The sequence below is a fragment of the Blastococcus mobilis genome (assembly GCF_900188025.1).
Taxonomy (GTDB): domain Bacteria; phylum Actinomycetota; class Actinomycetes; order Mycobacteriales; family Geodermatophilaceae; genus Blastococcus_B; species Blastococcus_B mobilis.
In genome coordinates this window covers 181,009-204,831 of sequence record NZ_FZNO01000001.1, presented here as the reverse complement: position 1 = coordinate 204,831, position 23,823 = coordinate 181,009, and the positions used below count along the sequence as shown (strand labels likewise).

General features: G+C 74.6%; 18 protein-coding genes and 1 pseudogene. 14 read left to right on the top strand and 5 right to left on the bottom strand.

The features are described from left to right. Positions 1-100: 100 nt before the first annotated feature. On the bottom strand, positions 101-433 hold the full coding sequence (locus tag CHB94_RS01020; protein ID WP_089334712.1) for a putative quinol monooxygenase: 333 nt from the start codon (positions 431-433) through the stop codon (positions 101-103). A gap of 73 nt (positions 434-506) precedes the next feature. Further along, positions 507-824, bottom strand: a pseudogene (locus CHB94_RS01015) (zinc-binding dehydrogenase); the annotation flags it as partial. 38 nt (positions 825-862) lie between these two features. Between CHB94_RS01015 and CHB94_RS26625 the strand changes: the two are divergent. From CHB94_RS26625 to hutI, 11 genes are all read left to right on the top strand, one after another. Then, positions 863-1,087 (top strand): helix-turn-helix domain-containing protein, encoded by a 225-nt coding sequence (locus CHB94_RS26625; RefSeq protein ID WP_089334871.1) that lies wholly within the window; start codon positions 863-865, stop codon positions 1,085-1,087. A gap of 46 nt (positions 1,088-1,133) precedes the next feature. Further along, the gene (locus tag CHB94_RS01005; protein WP_254920320.1) at positions 1,134-2,348 is read left to right on the top strand and encodes an MFS transporter; all 1,215 of its coding nucleotides are present in this window, start codon (positions 1,134-1,136) and stop codon (positions 2,346-2,348) included. Positions 2,349-2,566: 218 nt separating this feature from the next. Continuing rightward, positions 2,567-3,340: a (Fe-S)-binding protein gene (locus CHB94_RS01000; protein ID WP_089334710.1), complete on the top strand. Its 774-nt coding sequence runs from the start codon at positions 2,567-2,569 to the stop codon at positions 3,338-3,340. Continuing rightward, a complete protein-coding gene (locus tag CHB94_RS00995; protein WP_089334709.1) occupies positions 3,337-4,866 on the top strand; it encodes a LutB/LldF family L-lactate oxidation iron-sulfur protein in 1,530 nt (509 codons plus the stop codon). Before CHB94_RS01000 ends, CHB94_RS00995 begins: the two co-directional genes overlap by 4 nt. Beyond that, positions 4,863-5,489: a LutC/YkgG family protein gene (locus tag CHB94_RS00990; protein WP_089334708.1), complete on the top strand. Its 627-nt coding sequence runs from the start codon at positions 4,863-4,865 to the stop codon at positions 5,487-5,489. The genes CHB94_RS00995 and CHB94_RS00990 overlap by 4 nt, the downstream gene beginning before the upstream one ends. 150 nt (positions 5,490-5,639) lie before the next feature. Then, positions 5,640-6,440 (top strand): IclR family transcriptional regulator, encoded by an 801-nt coding sequence (locus CHB94_RS00985; RefSeq protein WP_089334707.1) that lies wholly within the window; start codon positions 5,640-5,642, stop codon positions 6,438-6,440. Positions 6,441-6,522: 82 nt separating this feature from the next. Next, positions 6,523-8,061, top strand: coding sequence for a histidine ammonia-lyase (gene hutH, locus CHB94_RS00980; RefSeq protein ID WP_089334706.1), 1,539 nt, complete (start codon positions 6,523-6,525; stop codon positions 8,059-8,061). A gap of 31 nt (positions 8,062-8,092) precedes the next feature. Next, complete coding sequence (hutU, locus tag CHB94_RS00975; RefSeq protein ID WP_089334705.1) at positions 8,093-9,751, top strand: urocanate hydratase; 1,659 nt, start codon at positions 8,093-8,095, stop codon at positions 9,749-9,751. Positions 9,752-9,788: 37 nt separating this feature from the next. Next, the gene (locus CHB94_RS00970; protein ID WP_217899107.1) at positions 9,789-11,003 is read left to right on the top strand and encodes an allantoate amidohydrolase; all 1,215 of its coding nucleotides are present in this window, start codon (positions 9,789-9,791) and stop codon (positions 11,001-11,003) included. Beyond that, positions 11,000-12,325, top strand: coding sequence for a formimidoylglutamate deiminase (locus CHB94_RS00965; protein WP_089334704.1), 1,326 nt, complete (start codon positions 11,000-11,002; stop codon positions 12,323-12,325). Before CHB94_RS00970 ends, CHB94_RS00965 begins: the two co-directional genes overlap by 4 nt. Further along, a complete protein-coding gene (gene hutI / locus CHB94_RS00960; RefSeq protein WP_089334703.1) occupies positions 12,322-13,485 on the top strand; it encodes an imidazolonepropionase in 1,164 nt (387 codons plus the stop codon). Before CHB94_RS00965 ends, hutI begins: the two co-directional genes overlap by 4 nt. A gap of 106 nt (positions 13,486-13,591) precedes the next feature. On the opposite strand, the gene CHB94_RS00955 is transcribed toward hutI, so the two are convergent. The 3 genes from CHB94_RS00955 to CHB94_RS00945 all read right to left on the bottom strand — a co-directional run bounded on the left by CHB94_RS00955 (position 13,592) and on the right by CHB94_RS00945 (position 20,066). After that, positions 13,592-18,145, bottom strand: a complete 4,554-nt coding sequence (locus CHB94_RS00955; RefSeq protein WP_089334702.1) for a cation-translocating P-type ATPase — start codon at positions 18,143-18,145, stop codon at positions 13,592-13,594. Positions 18,146-18,324: 179 nt separating this feature from the next. Beyond that, positions 18,325-18,900, bottom strand: a complete 576-nt coding sequence (locus CHB94_RS00950; protein WP_089334701.1) for a hypothetical protein — start codon at positions 18,898-18,900, stop codon at positions 18,325-18,327. Positions 18,901-18,917: 17 nt separating this feature from the next. Then, entirely contained in the window at positions 18,918-20,066 is a 1,149-nt protein-coding gene (locus tag CHB94_RS00945; RefSeq protein ID WP_089334700.1) for a zinc-dependent alcohol dehydrogenase, read from the bottom strand. Positions 20,067-20,561: 495 nt separating this feature from the next. Between CHB94_RS00945 and CHB94_RS00940 the strand changes: the two genes are divergently transcribed. From CHB94_RS00940 to CHB94_RS00930, 3 genes are all read left to right on the top strand, one after another. Beyond that, positions 20,562-21,818: a globin domain-containing protein gene (locus CHB94_RS00940; RefSeq protein ID WP_089334699.1), complete on the top strand. Its 1,257-nt coding sequence runs from the start codon at positions 20,562-20,564 to the stop codon at positions 21,816-21,818. Between the two features lie 78 nt (positions 21,819-21,896). Continuing rightward, positions 21,897-23,036, top strand: coding sequence for a globin domain-containing protein (locus CHB94_RS00935; RefSeq protein ID WP_089334698.1), 1,140 nt, complete (start codon positions 21,897-21,899; stop codon positions 23,034-23,036). Then, positions 23,033-23,791, top strand: coding sequence for a DivIVA domain-containing protein (locus CHB94_RS00930; RefSeq protein ID WP_089334697.1), 759 nt, complete (start codon positions 23,033-23,035; stop codon positions 23,789-23,791). Before CHB94_RS00935 ends, CHB94_RS00930 begins: the two co-directional genes overlap by 4 nt. The last annotated feature ends 32 nt before the right edge of the window (positions 23,792-23,823 follow it).

Sequence of the window (23,823 nt, the reverse complement as noted above, 5' to 3'; positions counted from 1 at the left end):
CCGCCCGTACGGCGGGTGACCGGGCGACGGCCGCCCCGAGCGCTCGGGGCGGCCCCCACCCGCCCGTACGGCGGGTGACCTCACCGAGCCGGGCCGCCGATCAGCTGCGCGCCCGGACCGCCAGCTCGCCGAGCTCGGACCAGTCGTCCTGGGGAACGGTGGCGTTGACGATCCGCGGCGTCTCCGCCAGGTGCGGCGGCAGCTCCTTCTGGGCGGCGTGGAAGTGGTCCGACGTGACGTGCGCCGACGCCGCGTCGTCGTCCCGGAAGGCCTCCACCAGCACGTATTCGGCCGGGTCGTCGAGGCTCCGGGACCAGTCGAACCACAGGCACCCGGGCTCGGCGCGGGTGGCCTCGGTGAACGAGCGGCTGATCTCGGGCCAGGCGTCGGCATCCTCGGGACGGATACGGAACTTGGCGGTGATGAAGATCATCGGGTTCCTTCCTCTCGCCCCGTCCGGAGGCCGGCTGCCAGCTCGCGAGCGGCGAGCGGGACGGGGTCCTTCTTCACGGGACGAGGATGGCCCGACCGCGGACCCGGCCGGCGTCCAGGTCGTCGAGGGCGTCCTGGAAGCTCTCCAGCGCGTACTTCGCCGTGTGCAGCCTGACCCTCTGCTGGGCGGCGAGGGCCATCAGCTCGACCAGGTCGGTGTAGGACCCGACGAGGTTGCCGATGATGTTGATCTCGGTCGAGATGATGTCGATCGTCGGCACGCGGATGTCCTCGCCGTAGCCGACGACGTGGTAGTCACCGGCCCGGCGGGTCATCCGGATGCCCTCCGCGGTCGAGCCACCCTCGCCCACGAAGTCGATGACCTGTTCCGCGCCGTTCCCCCGGTGAGCTCGAGGACCTCCCCGACGTCATCGACGTCCACCACCTCGCGCCCGAGATCCTCGACGGTGGCCGGCGACCGCTGACCCGGCTGGAACGACTGGAGCGGGACGAGATCATCCGCTGCCTCACCGGCCCCGCGATCACGGTCACCAGGGCGGCCGAGGAGCTGGGCATCGCCCGGGCGACCCTCTACCGCAAGATCGCGCAGTACGACATCGTGCTGCCGTCCCGCTCGGGGGACGCGCCGCACTGATCCGCCCCGCCGGTCGCCCTCCGCCGGCGTGCGACGATCCGTCCTCGTGCGGAGACCGGGACAGAGCGAACTACCTCGCGAGGTCGCAATCCTCGCCGTCATCGCGTTCGTGGTCGCGCTGGGCTTCGGGATCGTGGCCCCCGCCATCCCCATCTTCGCCTCCTCGTTCGGCGTGGGGACGACCGCCGTCGGGCTGGCCGTGAGCGCCTTCGCCTTCTTCCGGTTCGTCTCGGCCTTCGGCGGCGGCTCGCTGGTCGAGCGGTTCGGCGAGCGCGCGGTGCTCACCGCCGGGCTGCTCCTGGTCGCGGTCACCACGGGGCTGGCCGGCCTGGCGAGCTCCTTCCCGGCCTTCCTGCTCCTGCGCGCCGCTGGTGGCGTGGGCAGCGCGATGTTCACCGTGTCCGCGCTGTCCCTGCTCCTTCGGGTCGCCCCGCCGACCCACCGGGGCCGTGCGGCGGCGACGTGGCAGGGCGGCTTCATGCTCGGCGGCGTCGCCGGGCCGGCGGCCGGGGGCCTGCTGGCCGAGCTGTCCCCGCGGTTGCCGTTCCTGCTGTATGCCGGGTTCCTGATCGTCGCCAGCGGCGTCGCGCTCCTGCTGCTGCGGCCCCCTCCGTCCCGATCGGCGGTGGGCGCAGCGAGCGCCGCAACGCCCGATCCGGGGCCGGACCCCGTGGGCCTGCGCCGCGCGCTGGGGTCGCGGATCTACCTCACCGCGCTCGTCGCCAACCTCGGAGTGGGCTGGGTGCTGTTCGGGGTCCGCAATTCGCTGGTCCCCCTCTACGTCACCGAGGAGCTCGGCCGCACGGTCGCGTGGGCCGGCGCGGGCCTGCTGGCCGGCTCGGCCGCGCAGGCCGTCGGGCTGCTGCGGTCGGGCCGGCTGACCGACGGCTGGGGCCGCCGCCCCTCGCTCGTCCTCGGCGCGGCACTGGCCACCGCCGCCATGGCCATCCTCGTGCTGCCGCCGGCGCTCTGGTCGTTCCTCGTGTCGATGGCGGTCTACGGTCTGGCCGCCTCCCTGCTGGGCAGCGTGCCGGCCGCCCTGGTCGGCGACATCAGCCCCGCGCGCGGCGGACGGGTGGTGGCGGTCTTCCAGATGTCGGCCGACCTGGGGGCGATCGCCGGCCCACTGATCGCCGGGTGGCTCACCGACGTGGCGTCGTTCCAGGCCGCGTTCGCCGTCACCACCGCGGTCGTCGCCCTGGCGCTGGCCGCTGCCCTCGGCCTGCCCGGGGACGACCGCCGCCCGGTGTCGGCCGGCTGAGCCCCTGGACGACGACGCCGGCGTCGTCGTCCAGGGGCCGGGTCGTGGGTGCGCACGCCACACCGCGCACGTCACCGCAGCCGGCAGACAGATCGGCGTGCGGTTGCGTTCCTACTGGACGAGGCGCGCGGCGAGGAGCACCGTGACCAGCAACTTCTCGTCCAGCCGCGGCGGGTGGTCCGGGAGCCGACGCACCGCCGACGGGAGTTGAGGCCGACGTGAAGGTCGCGCTGTTCGCCACCTGCCTGGTGGACACCATGGTGCCCCAGGTGGCGCGGGCGACCGCCGTGCTGCTGGAACGGCTCGGTCATGAGGTCGTCGTCCCGCGGGGCCAGAGCTGCTGCGGTCAGATGCACGTCAACACCGGCTACCGCCGCGAGGCCGTGCCCATCGTGGCCAACCACGTCCGCGCCTTCGCCGGCGCCGAGGCCGTCGTGGCGCCGTCCGGTTCGTGCGTGGCGTCGATCCACCACCAGCAGGCCGCGGTCGCCCGGCGGGCCGGCGAGCACGCGCTGGCCCACGAGGCCGCGGCGCTGGCCGAGCGGACCTGGGAGCTGTCGCAGTTTCTGGTCGACGTCCTCGGCGTCACCGACGTCGGGGCCTACTACCCGCACCGCGTCACCTACCACCCGACGTGCCACTCGCTGCGCATGCTGAAGGTGGGTGACCGCCCGCTGCAGCTGCTGCGCACCGTCCGCGGCCTGGACCTGGTAGAACTCCCCGCGGCCGAGCAGTGCTGCGGGTTCGGCGGGACCTTCGCGGTCAAGAACGCGGAGACCTCCACCGCGATGCTCACCGACAAGATGGCCAACGTGCTGTCCACGCACGCCGAGGTCTGCACCGCCGGGGACGCGTCGTGCCTCATGCACATCGGCGGTGGGCTCTCCCGCCTCCGGTCGGGCACGCGGACGGTCCACCTGGCCGAGATCCTCGCCTCCACGGAGGACGCGGTCTCCCCCGGCCAGTCCACCCGCCCGGCGGTACGGGCATGACCCCCACCTCCGGGACTCTCGGTACAGGAAGTCCCGACACCCCCGGGGACTCTCGGTACAGAAAGTCCCAGCCGACGTTCCTGGGGCTGCCGACGGCGCCGCGTGGAGTCGGGCACCTGCGGGGCGACCGCTCCTTCCCCGACGCCGCACGCGACTCCCTGCGCGACGGGCAGCTGCGGGCCAACCTCGGCCACGCGACGGCGACCATCCGCGCGAAGCGGGCCAAGGTCGTCGGCGAGGTGCCCGATTGGGCGCAGCTGCGCGAGGCCGGCCGGGCGATCAAGGCCGCCACCATGGCCCGCCTCGACGAGCACCTGATCGCGCTGGAGGAGCAGGTCACCGCCCGGGGCGGCACGGTGCACTGGGCCCGGGACGCCACGGAGGCCAACGCGATCGTCACCCGGCTCGTCCAGGCCGCCGGCGCCGACGAGGTCGTGAAGGTCAAGTCAATGGCAACCCAGGAGATCGCCCTCAACGAGGCCCTGGAGGCCGCGGGCATCACCGCGCACGAGACCGACCTCGCCGAGCTCATCGTGCAGCTCGGCGAGGACAAGCCCAGCCACATCCTGGTGCCGGCGATCCACAAGAACCGGGCCGAGATCCGCGAGATCTTCCTGCGCACCATGCCCGCGGTCGATCCGGCGCTGACCGACGAGCCCCGCAGGCTGGCGATGGCGGCGCGGTCGCACCTGCGCGAGCGCTTCCTCCGGGCGCGCGTGGCCATCAGTGGGGCCAACTTCGCCGTCGCCGAGACGGGGACGCTCGCGGTCGTCGAGTCCGAGGGCAACGGCCGGATGTGCCTGACGCTGCCCCGGACGCTGATCACGGTCATGGGCATCGAGAAGGTGGTGCCCACGTGGCGCGACCTGGAGGTGTTCCTGCAGCTGCTCCCCCGCTCCTCCACCGGCGAGCGGATGAACCCCTACACCTCGCTGTGGGCCGGCGTGACCCCCGGCGACGGGCCGCAGGAGTTCCACCTCGTCCTGCTCGACAACGGGCGGACGGCGGTGCTCGCCGACGAGCTCGGGCGCGAGGCGCTGCACTGCATCCGCTGCTCGGCCTGCCTCAACGTGTGCCCGGTCTACGAGCGCGCCGGCGGGCACGCGTACGGCTCGGTGTACCCCGGCCCCATCGGGGCCGTCCTCTCGCCGCAGCTGACCGGGGTCGAAGACAACGCCTCCCTCCCGTACGCCTCCTCGCTGTGCGGCGCCTGCTACGACGTCTGCCCCGTGGCGATCGACATCCCGTCGATCCTCGTCCACCTGCGCGGCGAGCACGTCGAGGCGCAGACCCGAACGACGCCCGAATCGATGGCCTTCCGGGCCCTGTCGAAAGCCATGTCCAGTCCCCGGCTCTGGCATCTCGCGCAGCGCGCGGCCGGCCTCGGCCGGCTGCTCGCCCGCGGCAGGGCCACGCTGCCGGCCACCCTTCCCCCGCCGGCGTCGCACTGGACCCGCACCCGCGACCTGCCCACGCCCCCGCAGGAGACCTTCACGCAGGCCTGGGCCCGGGAACACCGCCGATGAGTGCCCGGGAGGAGATCCTCGGCCGGATCCGGACGGCGCTGGGTGCCGACCGTCCGGAGCCCGCCGCGATCCCGCGGGACTACCGGCTCACCGACGGCCGCACCCCGGCCGAACTGCTCGACGTCCTGACCGACCGGCTCGAGGACTACAAGGCCACAGTGGTGCGCTGCGCCCCGTCCGACGTCGCCGCGACCGTTGCCGGCGCCCTCCGGACGGCGCTCGGAGAGCACGCACCGGGCGACGTCGTCGTCGCTCCCGGGGTCCCCGCGGACTGGCGGCCGGACGGCGCCGCGCAGGACGACGGCCGTCCCGCCGTCGCGCTCGCCGACTACGCCGCCACCGTCGCCGGGGTGTCGGTCGCCATCGCGGAGACCGGCACGCTCGTCCTCGACGGGAGCCCCGTCTGCGGTCGGCGCGCGCTGTCGCTGCTGCCGGACTGCCTGATCTGCGTGGTTCCCGCGGAGCAGGTGGTGGGTGGTGTCCCGGAGGGCCTGGCGCGGTTGGATCCGCTCGCGCCGCTGACCATGATCAGCGGGCCGTCGGCGACCAGCGACATCGAGCTGCAGCGGGTGGAGGGCGTGCACGGTCCGCGCACGTTGCTCGTCGTCCTCGTGGACGGCTAGAGCCCACGTCGCGCTCGATGCCCGCCCGGGACGACGCGACCACCTGCGCCGGCGGCCTCACCGACCCGCTCGGCCACGTCCCGCAGGTGGGTGGACGGACCAGTCCCACGTGGTCAGCTGCCGGCGACCCCCGCCTCCTACCCTGACCGGATGACGGCGACGGCGCACGAGGGCCGCTCACCGGGCGGCGTTCCCGCGGCCCGGCACACGCTCGCCCTGCTGCAGGCACTCGCCCGGCAGCCAGGCCCGGTCCCGGCCGCCGCGCTGGCCCGGGACCTCGGGCTGCCCCGCTCCACGACGTACCACCTCCTCGCCGAGCTCATCGCCGCCGGCTTCGTCGTCCACCTGCCCGAGGAGCGCCGCTACGGCCTGGGCGTGAGCGCCTTCGAGATCGGCAGCGCCTACTCCCGCCAGGAGCCCCTGGCCCGGCTGGCCCGCCCGGTGCTGTCGCGGTTGGTCGACACCGTCGGCCACACCGCACACCTGGCCGTGCTGCACGGCCGCGAGGTGCTGTACGTCGTCGAGCAACGGGCGCCGGGCCGCCCACCACTGGTGACCGACGTCGGCGTGCGGCTGCCGGCGCAGCTGACCGCCAGCGGGAGGGCGATGCTGGCCGACCTGCCCGGCCCGCACGTCCGGGCCCTCTTCCCCGACGCGAGCGCGTTCGTCGACCGGCACGGCACCGGTCCGCGTCGGCTCGCGGACCTGCGCCGGCTGCTGCTGTCGGTCCGCCGGGATGGTCACGCCTCCGAGGACGGCGAGGTGACGCCGGGCTTCGCCTCGGTGGCGGCGGCCGTCCACGACCACGCGGGCCGGCCGGCCGCGAGCGTCGCCGTCACGTTTCCCGCCGACGAGGTCGACGCTGCGACGAGGGAGGAGCTCGCCCGGCGGGTCACCCGCGCCGCGGCCGAGCTGACCCGCCGGATCGCCGGGCGGCCGCCCGGCCCGTGACGCCGGGCAAATGTCTGGGATACGGGACACGACCGGGGGACGAGAGCTGGGCGAGGCCCTGACCTCGGTGTGCGATGGGGCCATGCGCAGTGATCAGGTAGTCGTGGGGATCGGCCCGGTGGCCCCGGAGGCCGTCGTCCGCGTCGCCCGCGACGGGGCCGGAGTGCGGCTGGCCGACGAGGCGCTGGCCGAGATGGCGCGCAGCCGCGACGTCGTGGACTCCCTCGCCAAGGACGACCGGCCGCACTACGGGATCTCCACCGGGTTCGGCGCGCTGGCCACCACGCACATCCCGGCGGAGCGGCGGACCCAGCTCCAGCGCAGCCTGATCCGCTCGCACGCGGCCGGATCGGGCCCCGAGGTGGAGCGCGAGGTCGTGCGCGCGCTCATGCTCCTCCGGCTCTCGACCCTGGCCACCGGGCGCACCGGCGTCCGGGTGGAGACCGCGCAGGCCTACGCCGCGATGCTCGACGCCGGCCTGACGCCGGTGGTGCACGAGTACGGCTCGCTGGGCTGCTCCGGTGACCTGGCCCCGCTCTCCTCGGTGGCGCTCGCCCTCATGGGCGAGGGCGCCGTGCGCGACGGAGCGGGGACGCTCCGCGCGGCGGCCGAGGCGCTGCGCTCCTGCGGTATCGAGCCGGTGGAACTCGCCGAGAAGGAGGGGCTGGCGCTCGTCAACGGCACGGACGGCATGCTCGGCATGCTCCTGCTCGCCCTCGCCGATCTGCGGCTCCTCCTGGCCACGGCCGACGTCGCCGCGGCGATGAGCGTCGAGGCGCTGCTGGGCACGGACGCGGTGTTCGCCGACGACCTGCACCGCCTGCGGCCGCACCCGGGGCAGGCGGCGTCCGCGGCCAACCTGCGGGCCCTGCTGGCCGGCAGCGGGATCATGGCCAGCCACCGCGGGCCCGAGTGCACCCGCGTGCAGGACGCCTACTCCCTGCGGTGCGCGCCCCAGGTGCACGGTGCCGCACGGGACACGGCGGCGCACGCCTCCGCCGTCGCCGGCCGGGAGCTGGCCGCTGCCGTCGACAACCCGGTCATCACCCTCGACGGCCGGGTGGAGTCCAACGGCAACTTCCACGGCGCCCCGGTCGGGTACGTGCTCGACTTCCTCGCCATCGCCGTCGCCGACGTCGCCGGCATGAGCGAGCGCCGCACCGACCGGTTCCTGGACGTGGCGCGCAGCAACGGCCTGCCGCCGTTCCTGGCAGCCGACCCCGGCGTCGACTCCGGGCACATGATCGCCCACTACACGGCCGCGGGGATCGTCAGCGAGCTCAAGCGCCTGGCGGTGCCGGCCAGCGTCGACTCGATCCCCTCCTCCGCGATGCAGGAGGACCACGTCTCGATGGGCTGGGCCGCGGCCCGCAAGCTCCGCCGCGCGCTGGACGGCCTCACCCGGGTGCTCGCCGTCGAGATCGTCACCGCCGCCCGCGCACTCGACCTCCGCGCCCCGCTCGAACCCGCCGGTCCCACCGCCGCCGTGCGCGCCGCCGTGCGCGCCGCGGGTGTGGCCGGACCGGGACCCGACCGGCACCTCGCGCCGGAGATCGAGACCGTCGTCGACCTGGTGGGCAGCGGCGCGCTGCTCACCGCCACCGGCATCAGCCTCTCCTGACCCACCCGACCCGCCCTCGAAGGAGCCCGCCATGGACGGAGCACGACCCGTACGGTCCCCGCGCGGCACGACGCTGACCGCGCGCAGCTGGCAGACCGAGGCACCGCTGCGCATGCTGCAGAACAACCTCGACCCCGAGGTCGCCGAGCGCCCGGACGACCTCGTCGTCTACGGCGGCACGGGCCGGGCCGCGCGCGACTGGCGCAGCTTCGACGCGATGGTGCGGACGCTCACCACGCTGGCCGACGACGAGACCATGCTCGTGCAGTCCGGCCGCCCGGTCGGCGTGCTGCGCACCCACGAGTGGGCGCCCCGGGTCCTGATCGCCAACTCCAACCTCGTGGGCGACTGGGCGACCTGGCCGGAGTTCCGCCGCCTGGAGCACCTGGGCCTGACCATGTACGGCCAGATGACGGCCGGTTCGTGGATCTACATCGGGACCCAGGGCATCCTGCAGGGCACCTACGAGACCTTCGCCGCCGTCGCGGCGAAACGCTTCGGCGGCACCCTGGCCGGCACCCTCACGCTGACCGGCGGCTGCGGGGGCATGGGCGGGGCACAGCCCCTCGCCGTGACGCTCAACGGCGGGGTCTGCCTGGTGGTCGACGCCGACGAGGGCCGGCTGCGCCGCCGCGTCGCGCAGCGCTACCTCGACGAGGTGGCCGACGACATCGACGACGCGATCCGGCGCTGCCTGGCCGCCAAGCGGGACCGGCGGGCGCTGAGCGTCGGGCTGGTGGGCAATGCCGCCACCGTGTTCCCCGAGCTGCTGCGCCGCGGCGTGGAGATCGACGTCGTCACCGACCAGACCTCGGCGCACGACCCGCTCAGCTACCTGCCGGAGGGCGTCGGTCCCGGCGACTGGCACGACTACGCCGAGAAGAAGCCCGAGGAGTTCACCGACCGCGCCCGCGCCTCGATGGCGAAGCACGTCGAGGCGATGGTCGGGTTCCTGGACGCCGGCGCCGAGGTGTTCGACTACGGCAACTCCATCCGCGACGAGGCCCGGCTCGGCGGGTACGAGCGGGCGTTCGCCTTCCCCGGCTTCGTGCCCGCCTACATCCGGCCCCTCTTCTGCGAGGGCAAGGGCCCGTTCCGCTGGGCCGCCCTCTCGGGCGACCCGAAGGACATCGCCGCCACCGACCGCGCCGTCCTCGACCTGTTCCCCGACGACGACCACCTGCACCGCTGGATCCGCGCCGCCCAGGACAAGGTGGCGTTCCAGGGACTGCCGGCGCGGATCTGCTGGCTCGGCCACGGCGAGCGCGACGCCGCCGGGCTGCGGTTCAACGAGATGGTGGCCTCCGGGGAGATCACCGCGCCGATCGTGATCGGCCGCGACCACCTCGACTCCGGATCGGTCGCCTCCCCTTACCGCGAGACCGAGTCGATGGCCGACGGCTCCGACGCCATCGCCGACTGGCCCCTGCTCAACGCGCTGGTCAACGCCTCCTCCGGGGCCACCTGGGTGTCGATCCACCACGGCGGCGGCGTCGGCATCGGCCGCTCGATCCACGCCGGGCAGGTCAGCGTCGCCGACGGCACGGACCTCGCGGCGCAGAAGCTGGAGCGCGTCCTCCGCAACGATCCGGCCACGGGCGTGATCCGGCACATGGACGCCGGGTACGACCGGGCGGCACTGGTCGCCGAGGAGCGCGGCATCCGCATCCCCATGCAGGAGCTCGCGTGACGGCCACCGTGGCCACTTCGGCCGTCGGAGGGGGCACGTGAGCTCGTTCGATTCCCTGTGGGCCGACCTGCTCCCCGTCGGCCGGCATCCCGCGACCGGCGGGTACCGGCGCTACGCCTGGACGGCGACCGACGCCACCCTCCGCGACTGGTTCACCGGGGAGGCCGGCCGGCGCGGCCTCGACGTCACCACCGACCGGGCCGGCAACCTCTGGGCATGGACCGGCGATCCCGACGCGGCCGCCGCGGCCGGGCGGCCCGGGCTCGTCGTCGGCAGCCACCTGGACTCGGTCCCCGACGGCGGTGCCTTCGACGGACCGCTCGGCATCGTCTCCGCTTTCGCCGCGCTCGACGACCTGACCGCGCGGGGCTGGTCGCCGCGGCGTCCGGTGGGCATCGCCTGCTTCGCCGACGAGGAGGGCGCGCGCTTCGGCGTCGCCTGCGCGGGGTCCCGGCTGCTGACCGGCGTGCTCGACGCCGACCGCGCCCGGTCGCTGTCCGACGACGACGGCACGACCATGGCCGAGGCGATGGCCGCCTCCGGGCACGCCCCCCGCCTGCTGGGGCGCGACGACGAGGCGCTGCGCCGGATCGGCACCTTCCTCGAGCTGCACGTCGAGCAGGGGCGGGCGCTGGCCGCGGCCGACGGACGTGACGCGGCCGTCGGCGTCGCCTCGGCGATCTGGCCGCACGGACGCTGGCGGCTGGACCTGCGGGGCCGGGCCGACCACGCGGGCACCACCCGCCTGGCCGACCGGGAGGACCCGATGCCGGCCCTGGCCGGCGCCATCCTGGAGGCGCGGGCGTCGGCCGGCCGCCGCGGTGTGCTGGCCACCGTGGGCAAGGTCCGGGTCGAGCCCAACGGCGTCAACGCCATCCCCTCGGCGGTCACCGCCTGGCTCGACGCCCGCGGCCCGGTCGAGGACGGGGTCCGGGGGGTGGTCGCCGACGTCGGCCGCGTCGCGGGGACGACGCCGGTCGAGGAGTCCTGGACGCCGCCGACCACCTTCGACGCCGACCTCCGGGACCGGCTCGCCGTCCTGCTCGGGGACGCCGGCGGCGTCCCGGCGCCGATCCTTCCGACGGGGGCCGGCCACGACGCCGGGATCCTCGCCGCGGCCGGGATCCCGACGGCCATGCTGTTCGTCCGGAACCCGACCGGGGTCTCGCACTCCCCCGCCGAGCACGCCGAACCCGATGACTGCTCGGCGGGCGTGGCGGCCCTCGCCCGCGCGATCGACGCGTTGACGTGACCGCCTACTGGTGCGAGCACGCCTGGCTGGACGAGCGGCCCGTGCCCGGTGTCCGCGTCGTCGTGGACGCCGGCCGCATCATCGCCGTGGAGACGGGCGCTGTGCCGGCCACCGGCGACGTCCGGCTGGCCGGACTCGTGCTCCCCGGCCTCGCCAACGCGCACTCGCACGCCTTCCACCGCGCGCTGCGGGGGCGGACCCACGACGGCGGCGGCACGTTCTGGACCTGGCGGGAGCGGATGTACGCCGTCGCCGGGCGTCTCGACCCCGACGGCTACCTGGCCCTGGCCCGGGCGGCCTACGCGGAGATGGCGCTGGCGGGCATCACGTGCGTGGGCGAGTTCCACTACCTGCACCACCCGCCCGGCGGGAGCCGGTACGGCGACCCGAACGCCATGGCCACGGCCCTGGTGCAGGCCGCGGCGGACGCGGGGATCCGGCTGACCCTGCTCGACACCTGCTACCTGGCCGGCGGGCTCGACGGGAACGGGCACCTGCCGCTCGACGCCGTGCAGACCCGGTTCTCCGACGGGGACGCCGACGCGTGGGCGGCCCGCGTCGCGCTGCTGCCGGAGGCACCCGGGGTCCGGGTGGGTGCCGCGGTGCACTCGGTGCGCGCCGTGCCCACGCCGGCGCTGACCACGGTCGCCGACGCCGCGGCCGGGCGACCGCTGCACGTCCACCTGTCGGAGCAGCCCGCCGAGAACGAGGCCTGCCGGGCGTTCCACGGCTGCACCCCCACCCGGCTGCTGGAGGAGCACGGGGTGCTCGGCCCGCGGGCCACCGCCGTGCACGCCACCCACCTGACCGAGGAGGACATCACGACGCTGGGCAGGACCCGGACGGGCGTCTGCGGCTGCCCCAGCACCGAGGCCGACCTCGCCGACGGCGTCGGCCCCTTCCGCAGGCTGCGGGACGCCGGGTCACCGCTGTGCCTGGGCAGCGACCAGCACGTCGTCACCGACCTGTTCGCCGAGGCCCGCCTGCTGGAGGCGGCCGAGCGGCTGGTCACCGGGGAGCGCGGCCGGTTCCGGCCGGCCGAACTGGTCGACGCGCTGACCGTCGCCGGGCACCGCGCACTGGGCTGGCCGGACGCCGGCCGGCTGGCCGTGGGCATGCGGGCGGACCTGGTGGCCGTCCGGCTGGACTCTCCGCGCACGGCCGGGTGCGCACCGGGCCAGGTGGTGACGGCCGCCGGCAGCGCCGACGTGCACACCGTGATCGTCGACGGCCGCGTCGTCGTGTCCGAGGGGCAGCACGTCCTCGGGGACGTCGGCCGCCTGCTCGTCGCGGCGATCGGCGCGCTCGAGGAGGACCGGTGAGCCTGCTGGTCACCGGCATCGGCGAGCTGGTCACGAACGACCCCGCCCTGGGACACGGGCCCCTGGGGCTGCTGACCGACGCCGCCGTGGTGGTGGCCGACGGCGTGGTCGCCTGGACCGGCCCTGCGACGGCGGCGCCCGACGCCGACGCGCGGATCGACCTCGGCGGCCGGGCGGTAGTCCCCGGCTTCGTCGACAGCCATGCCCACCTGGTCTTCGCCGGCGACCGGGCCCAGGAGTTCGAGGCCCGGATGTCGGGTGCCCGGTACGACGGCGGCGGGATCGGCACCACCGTCGCCGCGACCCGGATGGCCTCCGACGAGGAGCTGCGCGGCCGGCTGCGAGGTCTGGTGGCCGAGATGCGCCGCCAGGGCACCACGACGGTGGAGGTGAAGAGCGGCTACGGGCTCACCGTCGCGGACGAGGTCCGGTCCCTCCGGCTGGCCGCCGAGGTCACCGCCGAGACGACGTTCCTCGGCGCCCACGTCGTGCCGGACGAGTACCGCGGACGGTCCGACGAGTACGTGGATCTCGTCACCGGACCGATGCTCGCCGCGTGCACACCGCACGCCCGGTGGGTGGACGTCTTCTGCGAGCCGGGCTCCGCGCACGCCTTCGACGGCGACCAGGCGCGGGCCGTGCTGGAGGCCGGTCGGGCCGCGGGACTGGGCCTGCGGGTGCACGCCAACCAGCTCGGGAACGGGCCCGGGGTGCGGCTCGCGGTGGAGCTCGGCGCCGCGAGCGCCGACCACTGCACCCACCTCGGCGCGGCCGACGTCGACGCGCTGGCCGGCGGGACGACGGTCGCCACCCTGCTGCCGGGCGTGGAGTTCTCCACCCGGTCGCCCTACCCGGACGCGCGCCGACTCCTGGACGCCGGGGTTCCGGTGGCGCTGGCCACCGACTGCAACCCGGGGAGCTGCTTCACCTCGTCGATGGCGTTCTGCATCGCGCTGGCGGTCCGCGAGATGCGGATGACGCCGGCCGAGGCGGTGTGGGCGGCGACCGCCGGGGGCGCGGCCGCGCTGCGCCGGACCGACGTCGGCCATCTGGCCCCCGGTGCGCGGGCGGACCTCGCCGTCCTCGATGCGCCGTCCTACCGGCACCTGGCCTACCGCCCCGGCGTTCCCCTCGTCCGGGCGCTGGAGCTGCCGGGCTGAGGGTTCGACTGCCCGTCCGCACTGAGGGCAGCCCAGCATGGCGAACTCCGCCTCGACGGTCCAGCTGCCGGTCAGCGGTGCCAGGCCCCCGGCATCCGGGAGACCGTCATGCCCGCTGGAACCGGTCGATCACCCGTGGAGCGATCTCCCCCGTCGTCGTCCCGACGACGGCCCAGCCCAGCACGATCAGCCAGGACACCGGGTCCAGCGGCCGGCAGCCGAAGAACCGGCTGACCCCGGGCGTCTGGACGACGGCGAACAGCACCGCCAGGGAACCGGCGGCCGTGGCGAGGACCAGCGGGCTCCGGCGTCCGGCCCAGGCGGTCTGGCCGAGCTGCGTGGCGATGAGCGCCGCGAGGCCCATCGTGCTGGCCCGGGCGAAGGTCCCGGTGAGCCGGCCGGTCGTCCACGCGCCCGTCGCGCCGACGGTGGTCGCGGCACCCCGGACCAGCACCATCCGCCGGACCGTGTCGGTGAACCCCCGCTGCGGCCCGGCCAGCAGGACCCCCGCGAGCGGGTGTCCGGCGAACGGCCCGTCGGCATCCTCGACGGCGGCGGCCCGCGGCGTCGAGACGGCGACGGCCAGCGCCGGGAACATGTCGGTGAGCAGGTTGACCAGCAGCAGCTGCCTCGTCCCGACGGGCGCCCGCCCGCCGAAGATCGTCCCGAGGACGGTGAACGCGACCTCGCCGGCGTTGCCGCCGACCAGCACGGACACGGCGTCGCGCACCCGCGACCACATGGCCCGGCCCTCGGCGATCGCGTCCACCAGCCGGGTGAGGTCCAGGTCGGTGAGCACCAGGTCGGCGGCGGTGCGGGCGGCGGGCGACTCCGCCCCCGAGACGCCGACGCCGACGTCGGCCAGCCGGATGGCAGCGGCGTCGTTGACACCGTCGCCGGTCATGGCCAGCGTCGCACCGGCCCGCCGCAGGGCCGCCACCAGGGTGACCTTCTGCTCCGGGGACAGCCGGGCGAACACACCGGCCGTGCGGACGAGCTCCGCGCGCTCGGTGTCCGACGCCCGGGCCAGCTCCGCGCCGGTCACGACACGGTCGGCGTGCGGGATGCCGGCCTTCGCGGCGATGGCGCCGGCCGTCTCGGGGTGGTCGCCGGTGGCCACCACCACCCGCACGCCCGCGGCGCACAACTGCTCGACAGCCGCGACCGAGGACTCCCGCAGCGCGTCGGCCAGGCCGATGAAGCCACGCAGGGTCAGGTCGCGCGCCGCCTCGTCGAGGTCGTCGGGTCGGCCGTCCACCGCACGGTCGGCGACGGCGAGGACCCGCAGCCCCTCCCCCGTCAGCTCCTGGATGCGCTCCTGCACCCCCTCGACGGCGGAGCAGCGGTCCAGCACCACCTCGGGCGCGCCCTTGACCACCAGGCGGCCGTCCCGGAGCGCCGCGGAGAACCCGCGCTCGGCGGCGAAGGGCAGAGCGCAGTCCGGGTCGTCGGCCGCGGCCACGTCTCGCTCGCCGGCCGCCTCGGCCACGGCCCGGTCGGTCTCGTGCGCCTTGTCGTCGCCCTCGGCGGCGGCGCCGGCCGCCAGCCGCAGCACGTCGCTCTGCGCCCCGTCGCCGTCGCCGTCGACCGACACGAGCCGGACCACCCGCAGCCGGTTCTCCGTGAGCGTCCCGGTCTTGTCGAAGCAGGCGGTGTCCACCCGGCCGAGCGCCTCCAGCACCCGGGCGCTGCGGACGACGGCCCCCCGCCGCGACAGCCGCCGGGCCGCGGACTGCTGGGCGACCGTGGCCACCAGCGGCAGTCCCTCCGGCACGGCGGCCACGGCGATGGCCAGCCCTGAGCCGACGGCCTCGCGCAGCGGCCGCCCCCACAGCACGCCGAGCAGCGCGACCGCGGCGCCGCCGGCCAGGGTGAGCGGCAGCACCGCGCGGGTGAGCTCGCCCAGGCGGGCCTGGACACCGGCCGGGGGCGCGGCTCCGCCGGCGGCGCGCGCGGCCCGCCCGGCCTGGGTGGCCTGGCCGACGGCGACGACGACGGCGCGGCCCCGGCCGGCCACCACGGTGGTCCCGTCGAAGAGCATGCAGGTGCGGTCGCCGACGTCGGCGCCGGGCGTGGCCTCCACGGCCTTGCAGACGGCGAGGGACTCGCCGGTCAAGTTGGACTCGTCGACCTCGAGGTCGACCACCTCGAGCAGCCGGGCGTCGGCGGCCACGACGTCGCCCGCCTCGACCAGCACGACGTCACCGACGCGCAGCGCGCCGCCGGGCACGTCCTCGCGCCCGCCGTCGGTCTCCCGGTGCACGGTGACGTCCTGCTCGAGCAGCAGCGACTCCAGCGCCGTCTCGGCCCGCAGCCGCTGCAGGCCGCTGATGAGCGCGTTCCCGACGGTCACGCTGCCCACGAGAATCGCGTCGGTGGACTCGCCCAGCACCGCCGTCGCGGCCGCGCCCGTGCCGAGGATCGGCGTCAGCGGATCGGCGAGCTCCGCGGCGACCGTCCGGGCGAAGCGGGCCGGGCCACGGACCACCGGTAGTGCCGCGACCGCCCGGACCGGCTTGGGCAGCCGGTGCCGCCCGTGCTCGGTCTGGGCAGGCAGATCGGAGACCCGGCGCAGCACGTCGTCGGGATCCAACGCGTGCCACGGTGTGTGCACCGACGGCGGCGGGGCGGGCCGCCGGGCCAGGCGGACGGCCGAGACCGCACCGTCGACCATGGCGTAGGGGGTCGCGGTCTTGCCGGGTGCCGTGGCCTTCGCCTGGCCGTATCGCGCACTCCCCACCGCCGCCAGCAGTGCCCCGAGCACGTTCCCGGTCAGCGCCGTGCCGGCCACTCGCCGGCTGACGGCCCGGGCGACGGTGGTGGCCGCGACGAGTCGGCACGCGTCCACGAGCCCGGGCGGCGTCACCAGGTCGGCGCCCCACGCCGGGGAGCGCCCCTTCCGCACCGGCGCGACGCCGACGTCGGCGGCCAGCAGGGCCGGGCCGTCGGTCACCGACACGACCAGCACCCCACGCCCCTCCGACTGCAGCCGGCGCACCGTGTCCACGAGCGACTCGTCCGCCGGCGTCACCTCGTCGGCGGCCCCGGCGATCTCCCGCGTCCCGACGTGCGGTGAGAGCACCAGCCGGTGGCCCGCCTCGCCGGCCGCCGTCAGCAGGGCCTCGGCGTGCGGGTCGAGCTCGGGCGCGACGGTCACCTGCCCCACCCGGCGACGGCCCTGCAGCAGCGTGCGCACCTCTCCGCCGGGGGTGTCCGGGGCCTCCCGGGCCGGTCCCAGCCGCAGTCGTGTCCCGTCCCCGTCGTTCCCCGCGCTCGACCCGACGGCGCCCAGCAGCCGGGCCGCCGCGGTCCACACCGCGGCCGAGTCCCAGCCCTTCGCGTCGGCACTGGCGTCGATCACCACCGGCGGGCCCGTGCACAGGGCGTCGGCGTCCACGACGACGGTGTCGACGCGATCGAGGCGGCGGTAGGCGGACCCGTCCATCGGCAGGACGCCCCGCCGGCACATGAGCAGGTCGACGACGGCGGCGAAGGACTCGCGCCCGAGAGCGGCGGCCTTGGGGGTCAGCGCCTTGAGCAGGTCGGCCGACCTGCCCGGACTCCGGGTGAGAGGCAGCAGACCCACCGCGCCGCCGAGAGCGGTCGGGCCGAGCCGAGCCTGGTACGACTCGATCGGTCCGCGCGGCAGCGGCACGGGACGCCCGCCGGGGGGCGGGAGCGGCTCGGAGACGTCCTCCTCCGGCTCCGGCCGGCACAGTTCGGCCTCCCGGCGCCGCCACACCTGTCGCCGGGCCCGGACCTCCAGCGCCTGCTGCAGCGCGGCCGCCGCATTGATGGCCGGGACGGTCGGGCTCTGGGTCAGGGCGTGCAGCAGTGCGCTGGTCCCGGTGAACACCAGGTCGGTACCGATCGGTCCGATCCGCGCCTCGAGCCCGTCCTTGATCCACTTCTGGGAGTCGAGGAGGGCGATGGTGAGCGTGGCGTGCCGGGTCAGCGCAGGGATCGGGAGGACCTTCGCGAAGAACGCCACCCCGACGGCCGCAGTGTCGATCGCGGCGTCCAGGACCGCCGCCAGCAGCGGCTCGAGGTCGGCCGGATGGTCCTGGCGACTCGGGAACACCTGCTTGGCGCCCCGGCCCTGCTCGATGGCCGTGACGACGCCGACGACCTCGTCGACGGAGACCCGCCGGTCGTCGATACCCACGAGCACCCGGCCGACCACGTCGTTGACCGTGGCCCACTGGACACCTTCGAGCCGCTCGAGGTGACGCCGCAGCGCGTGACGGACCTCCGCCTGGTCGCCCGCCGCGGGCGCGGCGACCTCGATCTGGACGTGCCGCCGGTCGGCGTACACCCGGCGCGTCTGCCGCGCCTCGGGGGGTTCGAACATCCCGCGCGCGATCCGCCCGATGCTCCGGACGTGCCCATCCGGGATCGGGTTGGCGCCGGTCACCAGCGTGCCGACCGCCCGGGTGCCGGTCTCGGCCGCCGACCTCGCGAGCTGGAGGGAGCCGCCGGCGACCGCCGCCGTGACGTCCATCCCGGCCCGGGCGAGCCGGCCCGCGGCCCGGGTGGGCTCCGCCAGCAGCCCCGCGGTCGCGAGAGCCGGCGTCGCGGCCAGCGCAGCCCCGGAGACGGCCAGGCGCACACCTGCCCCGGCCGCGGCTCGCGCGGCCTCGATCCGGCGGAGCAGTGCCATCGGCGTCCCCTGGAAACGACGTTGCCCGGGACGTTACGCCGCCCGAGCGCCCCTGGCCCGGCGTCGTCGCACGCCGGTTCTTCCCCGGGGTCGGCGGCGGCGGGCCGACCCCGGGTGCGCGGACGTCCCCGCGCCACTGCCGTCCGGCCCGGCCGGGGTACGGGCGCGTCCGCAGCGGCTCAGGACCGCAGGGACCTGACCAGCTTCCCGACGCCGGAGAACGCCAGCGCGGCCGCGACCACCCACGGCCCGGCGACGATGACCGGGTCGAGAACCTGGTGCACCCGATCGGTCCGCGTGGTGCCGAGCCGGGACTTCAGGCCGTGGTGGGTGAACTCGCTGCGGACACCGGTCTGGGTGATCGGGTTGTCCGGGCGCCGTGTCAGGAAGGACTTCAGGTGGTTCTCCCAGGCGTCCACCCGATCTGCGGCGATCAGCAGCAGCCAATGTGCCGCCCGGCCCTCGCTGTACGTGGCGTAGGAGAACCTGCGGATCGCGCCGGACAGGCCCCTCGGCGGCTGGGCCGTACCGAAGACAGGGGTGAGGAACTTGTGCTCGATGGAGCGTTCCCGTGGCCACTTCTCCGGCTGGCGCTCGGGGAACTCCCAGTGCGCTCCGGACAGGTCGTCGCGGAACTGCAGTTTGGGCACCGACGGCCGGTCCTCCGGGTTCAGGTCGACCCCCCAGCCGGGGATGCGTTCGCGCAGCTTCTCGATCGGCTCGGCGAGCGGCGGCTTGTGCGGCGTGTAGGCCATGATCGTCTCCCTTTCGGTCAGGCCGCGCTCGGGACGACCAACGGCTTGATGCAGCCGTCGAGCTTGGCGGAGAACACGTGGTAGCCCTCGGCGATGTCCTCGAGCGGGAACCGGTGGGTCACCAGTTCGCTGGGCTTGAGATAGCCGTTGCGCACGTGCTCGAACAGCCGCGGCCACTGCCGCTTGACCGGGGTCTGGTTCATCCGCAGGGTGAGCCCCTTGTTGAGGGCGTCGCCGAACTTCACGGCGCTGAAGATCGGGCCGTAGGCGCCGACCACCGCTACCGTCCCGCCCTTGCGGACGGAGTCGATGGCCCAGTTCAGCGCGATCGGCGAGCCGCCCTGCAGCTTGAACTTCGCCGTCGTCACGTGCTGGAGCAGATTCCCGTCGGCCTCGGCGCCCACCGCGTCGATGGCGACGTCGGCCCCCAGGTGATCGGTGGTCTTCTTCATCTCCACCACGATGTCGTCGTACTCGGCGAAGTTGTAGGTCTCGGCGTGCGCGAAGGTGCGCGCCTTCTCCAGCCGGTAGTCCAGGTGGTCGATGACGATCACCCGGCCCGCGCCCATCAGCCACGACGACTGCGCGGCCACCAGGCCGACCGGCCCCGCGCCGAAGACGACGACGGTGTCGCCCTCCACGATCTCGCCCAGCTGCGCACCGAAGTACCCGGTGGGAACGGCGTCGGTCAGCAGTACGGCGTCCTCGTCGCTCATCCAGTCCGGGATGAGGGCGGGTCCGACGTCGGCGAAGGGCACGCGCACGTACTGGGCCTGCCCCCCGTCGTAGCCCCCCGTGGTGTGCGAGTACCCGTAGATGCCGCCGACCGCCGTCGCGTTCGGATTGACGTTGTGGCAGTTGGAGTACAGGCCCCGGGCACAGAACCAGCAGGATCCGCAGAAGATGTTGAACGGCACCACCACCCGGTCACCGACCGCCAGGTTCTGGACCGACGACCCCACCTGCTCCACCACTCCGATGAACTCGTGGCCGAACGTGTGCCCGATGCGGGTGTCCGGCATCATGCCGTGGAAGAGGTGCAGGTCGGAGCCGCAGATGGCCGCCAGCGTCACCCGCACGATCGCATCGTTGGGATGCTCGATCGCCGGGATGTCCTTCTCCTCGACCCGGATCTTGTACGGCCCCCGGTACACCATCGCTCGCATCGAATGCTCTCCTCCGGCTGCGCTCGGGAAGACCGCGGCGCCGTATCCGCCACGGGCCCCCGACCCTGTCCTCCATCGAACCGACTCTGTGCGACCGGGAACGCCACCGCGACTCGAGCGGGACCAGCTGCCGCGGGGCCGGCCGCCGGGGATCGGTCGGTCCTGCCGTACCGGACATGGACCTGCCGGCTCGGACCGACCGGCGGAGGTGTCCCGCTCGGCGGATTCCCGAGGGACGTCGTCGTCCCGGAACGTCTCCCGCAGCCGGCGCGTCAGCGGGTCGCCGGTGACCGTCGTCGATCGCAGGAGGCCGACCACGGGCGCCCGTCCGCGGCCGGCTCCCGGCTGACCTGGCCGGATGGCGGTGGCCCGATGACTGGACGGGGCGACACGCCCGGACGGATCCGGAGGCCTCATTTCCGTCCGAACGGGTAGCGGCTTCGCACGGATCATGACCGTGCCAGCGGGGGGCTAGTCGACTGGCAAGGAGGACACGTGCTCTCGGACCGATCCCGTCCCGTGATCGAGGCGACGCTGCCCGTCGTCGCGGACAACATCGCCGAGATCGCGACGCGCTTCTACGCGCACCTCTTCGGCGAGCATCCGGAACTGATCGACGGCGTCTTCAACCGCGGGAACCAGGCCGAGCGGACCCAGCAGATGGCCCTCGCCGGCTCGGTGGCCGTGTTCGCCGGTTCGCTGCTGAAGGTGCCGGAGCAGACGCCCGAGCACCTTCTCTCGCGGATCGCGCACAAGCACGCCTCCCTCGGCGTCACCCCGGCCCAGTACGACGTCGTCCACGACAACCTGTTCTGGGCGATCGTCGACGTGCTGGGCGACGCCGTGACGCCCGAGGTGGCGGCGGCCTGGGACGAGGTCTACTGGCTGATGGCGTACGCGCTGATCAACCAGGAGCGGGGCCTCTACAGCGCCGGGGGCGTGCGCCCCGAGACGGTGTGGCGCGAGTGGGAGGTCGCCGAGAAGATCCCCGAGACCGAGGAGGTCGTGACGTTCCGGATGCGGCGGGTCGGCGACCGGCTGGTGAAGACCTCGCTGCCCGGGCAGTACGTGACCGTGCAGGTGCCCATGCCGGACGGCGTGCGCCAACCGCGGCAGTACAGCCTCACCAAGGCCGACGACGGGGAGCACCGCCAGTTCTCGGTCAAACGGGTGCGCGGCGGGGGCAAGCCCGACGGCGAGGTGTCCAATCTCCTCTGCGACACCGTGGGCGTCGGCGACCGGCTGACCATGTCGCTGCCGTTCGGGGACGTCGTCCTCGACGACTCCGGCCGTCCGGTGGTGTTCATCAGCGCCGGCATCGGCATCACCCCGATGGCCGGGATGCTCTCCCACCTGACCGCCGCCGGGTCGCACCTGCCGATCACGCTGCTGCACGCCGACGTCGACGAGGCGTCCTTCGCCCTGCGCGAGCAGGTGCTCGCGGACCTGCGCCGGTTGCCGGAGGGGACGGCGCACGTCTGGTACGAGCGTGGTGCCGACAGCAGCCTCCCGGTCGACGGCGTCCACTCCGGCATGATCGACCTCGACGACGTCAAGCTCCCCGAGGGTGCGGGCTACTACCTCTGCGGGCCGTTGCCCTTCATGAAGAGCGTCCGCAGCACCTTGATCGACCGGGGGGTGGCCGCCCGCGACATCCAGTACGAGGTGTTCGGCCCTGACCTGTGGCAGGCCGACCTGGCCACGGAGGCGACGCCCGGCGCGTCCGACGGAGGTGCTCCCCTGCCCGGCTGACCGTCCGTTCCGGGTTCCCCGGCCGAGCGCCCGACGACGAGGCCCGGCCACCGCATGCGATCGAGGAAGGAGGCGAGCGTGGACATCGCCGCGATGCGGGCGAACTTCGCCAAAGCCGCAGCCACCGGGGACGAGGCCCCGCTGTACTTCTACTCCCACCTGTTCCTGAGCCATCCCGAGACCCGCCAGATGTTCCCGGTCTCGATGGCCCACCAACGTGACCGGCTGTTCAGCGCCCTCGGCGACGTGGTCGCGAGGGTGGACGACCTCGACGCCCTCGTGCCCATCCTCCAGCAGCTCGGGCGCGACCACCGCAAGTTCGGGACCCTCGCGGCGCACTATCCGGCCGTGGGGGCCAGCCTGCTCGCCACCCTCGAGCACTTCGACGACGCGTGGACCCCCGAGCTCGCCAAGAGCTGGACGGAGGCCTACGACCTCGTCGCCACGGTGATGGTCCAGGCGGCCGAGGAGGCCTCCGGGCAGCCGGCGTGGTGGGAAGCCGACGTCGTCGAGCACGAGCGCCGCACGCTCGACGTCGCCGTCCTCCAGGTGCGGCCGCGCACGCAGTACGACTATCTGCCCGGTCAGTCGGTCTCGCTCGAGACCGACCTCCGGCCCCGGCTGTGGCGCTACTACTCCCCCGCCAACGCTCCCCGCCCGGACGGCCTCCTGGAGATCCACGTGAAGGCGCGCGACGGCGGCCCGGTCAGCTCTGCGCTGGTGCGCCGGGTGGGGGTGGGAGACGTGCTCCGCCTCGGCCCTCCCCTGGGTCACCTCACCCTGGACGCCGACTCCGATCGCGACCTCCTGCTGGTCGGCGGCGGCATGGGGCTGGCCCCGCTCAAGGCCCTGGTCGACCAGGTCGCCCGCAGGGGCCCGGCCCGCCGCGTCGACCTGTTCCTCGGCTTCCGCACCGAAAACCAGATCTACGATCGGGCCGCCCTCCGGCAGCTCGAGCAGGCCAACCCGTGGCTGAGCGTCACCTTCGCGGTCTCCGACGACAAGATGTCATCGCTGGAGCAGGGAGAGGTCGGTGAGGTGGTCGTGCGACACGGTCCGTGGCTGAGCCGGGAGGTGTGCGTCGCCGGACCCGCGCCGATGGTGGAGGACACCGTCTCGCGGCTCCAGCAGCACGGCGTACCACCACAGCGCATTGCCAGCGAGGTCTTCGCCCCCAGCCGACCGGGGCCCAGTGTTGACGGAGAGGTGACCGAATGAGCAGCACACCGAACGGGTCCAGCAACGGCGACCGGGGCATCATGCCGGCCGACCTCCAGAACCTGCAGTTCACGCGTGCCTCCATGCTGCGTCCCGGCTACGTCGACACCGAGGTGGACCGCGTGATGCACCGGGCCGCCGAGGAGCTTGCCCGGCTCATCGCGGAGAAGGCCGAGCTGCGGGACCGGGTGCGGGCCCTGGAGGCCCAGGTGGACGGGGCACCGGCGCAGGTGCCCCCGAGCGAGCAGGCGGTGCGCATCCTGGCCGTCGCGCAGCAGACCGCGGACAACTACGTCGCCGAGGCCGAAGAGTTCAGCCGGCAGGTGACCAGCGAGGCGCGAGCCGAGTACGAGGAGCAGATCCGACTGGCGAGGGAGAACGCCGGAGCGATCATCCAGGCCGCTCAGGAGGCCGCGGCGAAGATCGGTGGAGACGTCCCGGCCGGAGCCGACAGCGGGGCCCGGAGCATGGAGGAGCTCCAGGAGCAGGTGGCCTACCTCAAGGCGTTCGGCCAGGCATGTCGCGTGCAGCTGCGCTCCTACCTCGAGGCCCTGCTCGCCGACGTCGAGACCGAATGGGGCCGCGCCGACCCGGCCGCCCTCCCGCTGGCGGCACCCCGGCCGCCGGCCCAGCGTTCGGGACGCGACGACGACGGTGCGGCCGCCACCTTCACGGGCAACACCGTCGCGGAGTCACGACCCGACGACGCAGAGGGCGGTCTTCCGGCCACGGCAGGGTCCCGGGCCGCGTCGTAGGAGGCCTCGTCGTAGGGGGCCTCGTCGTAGGA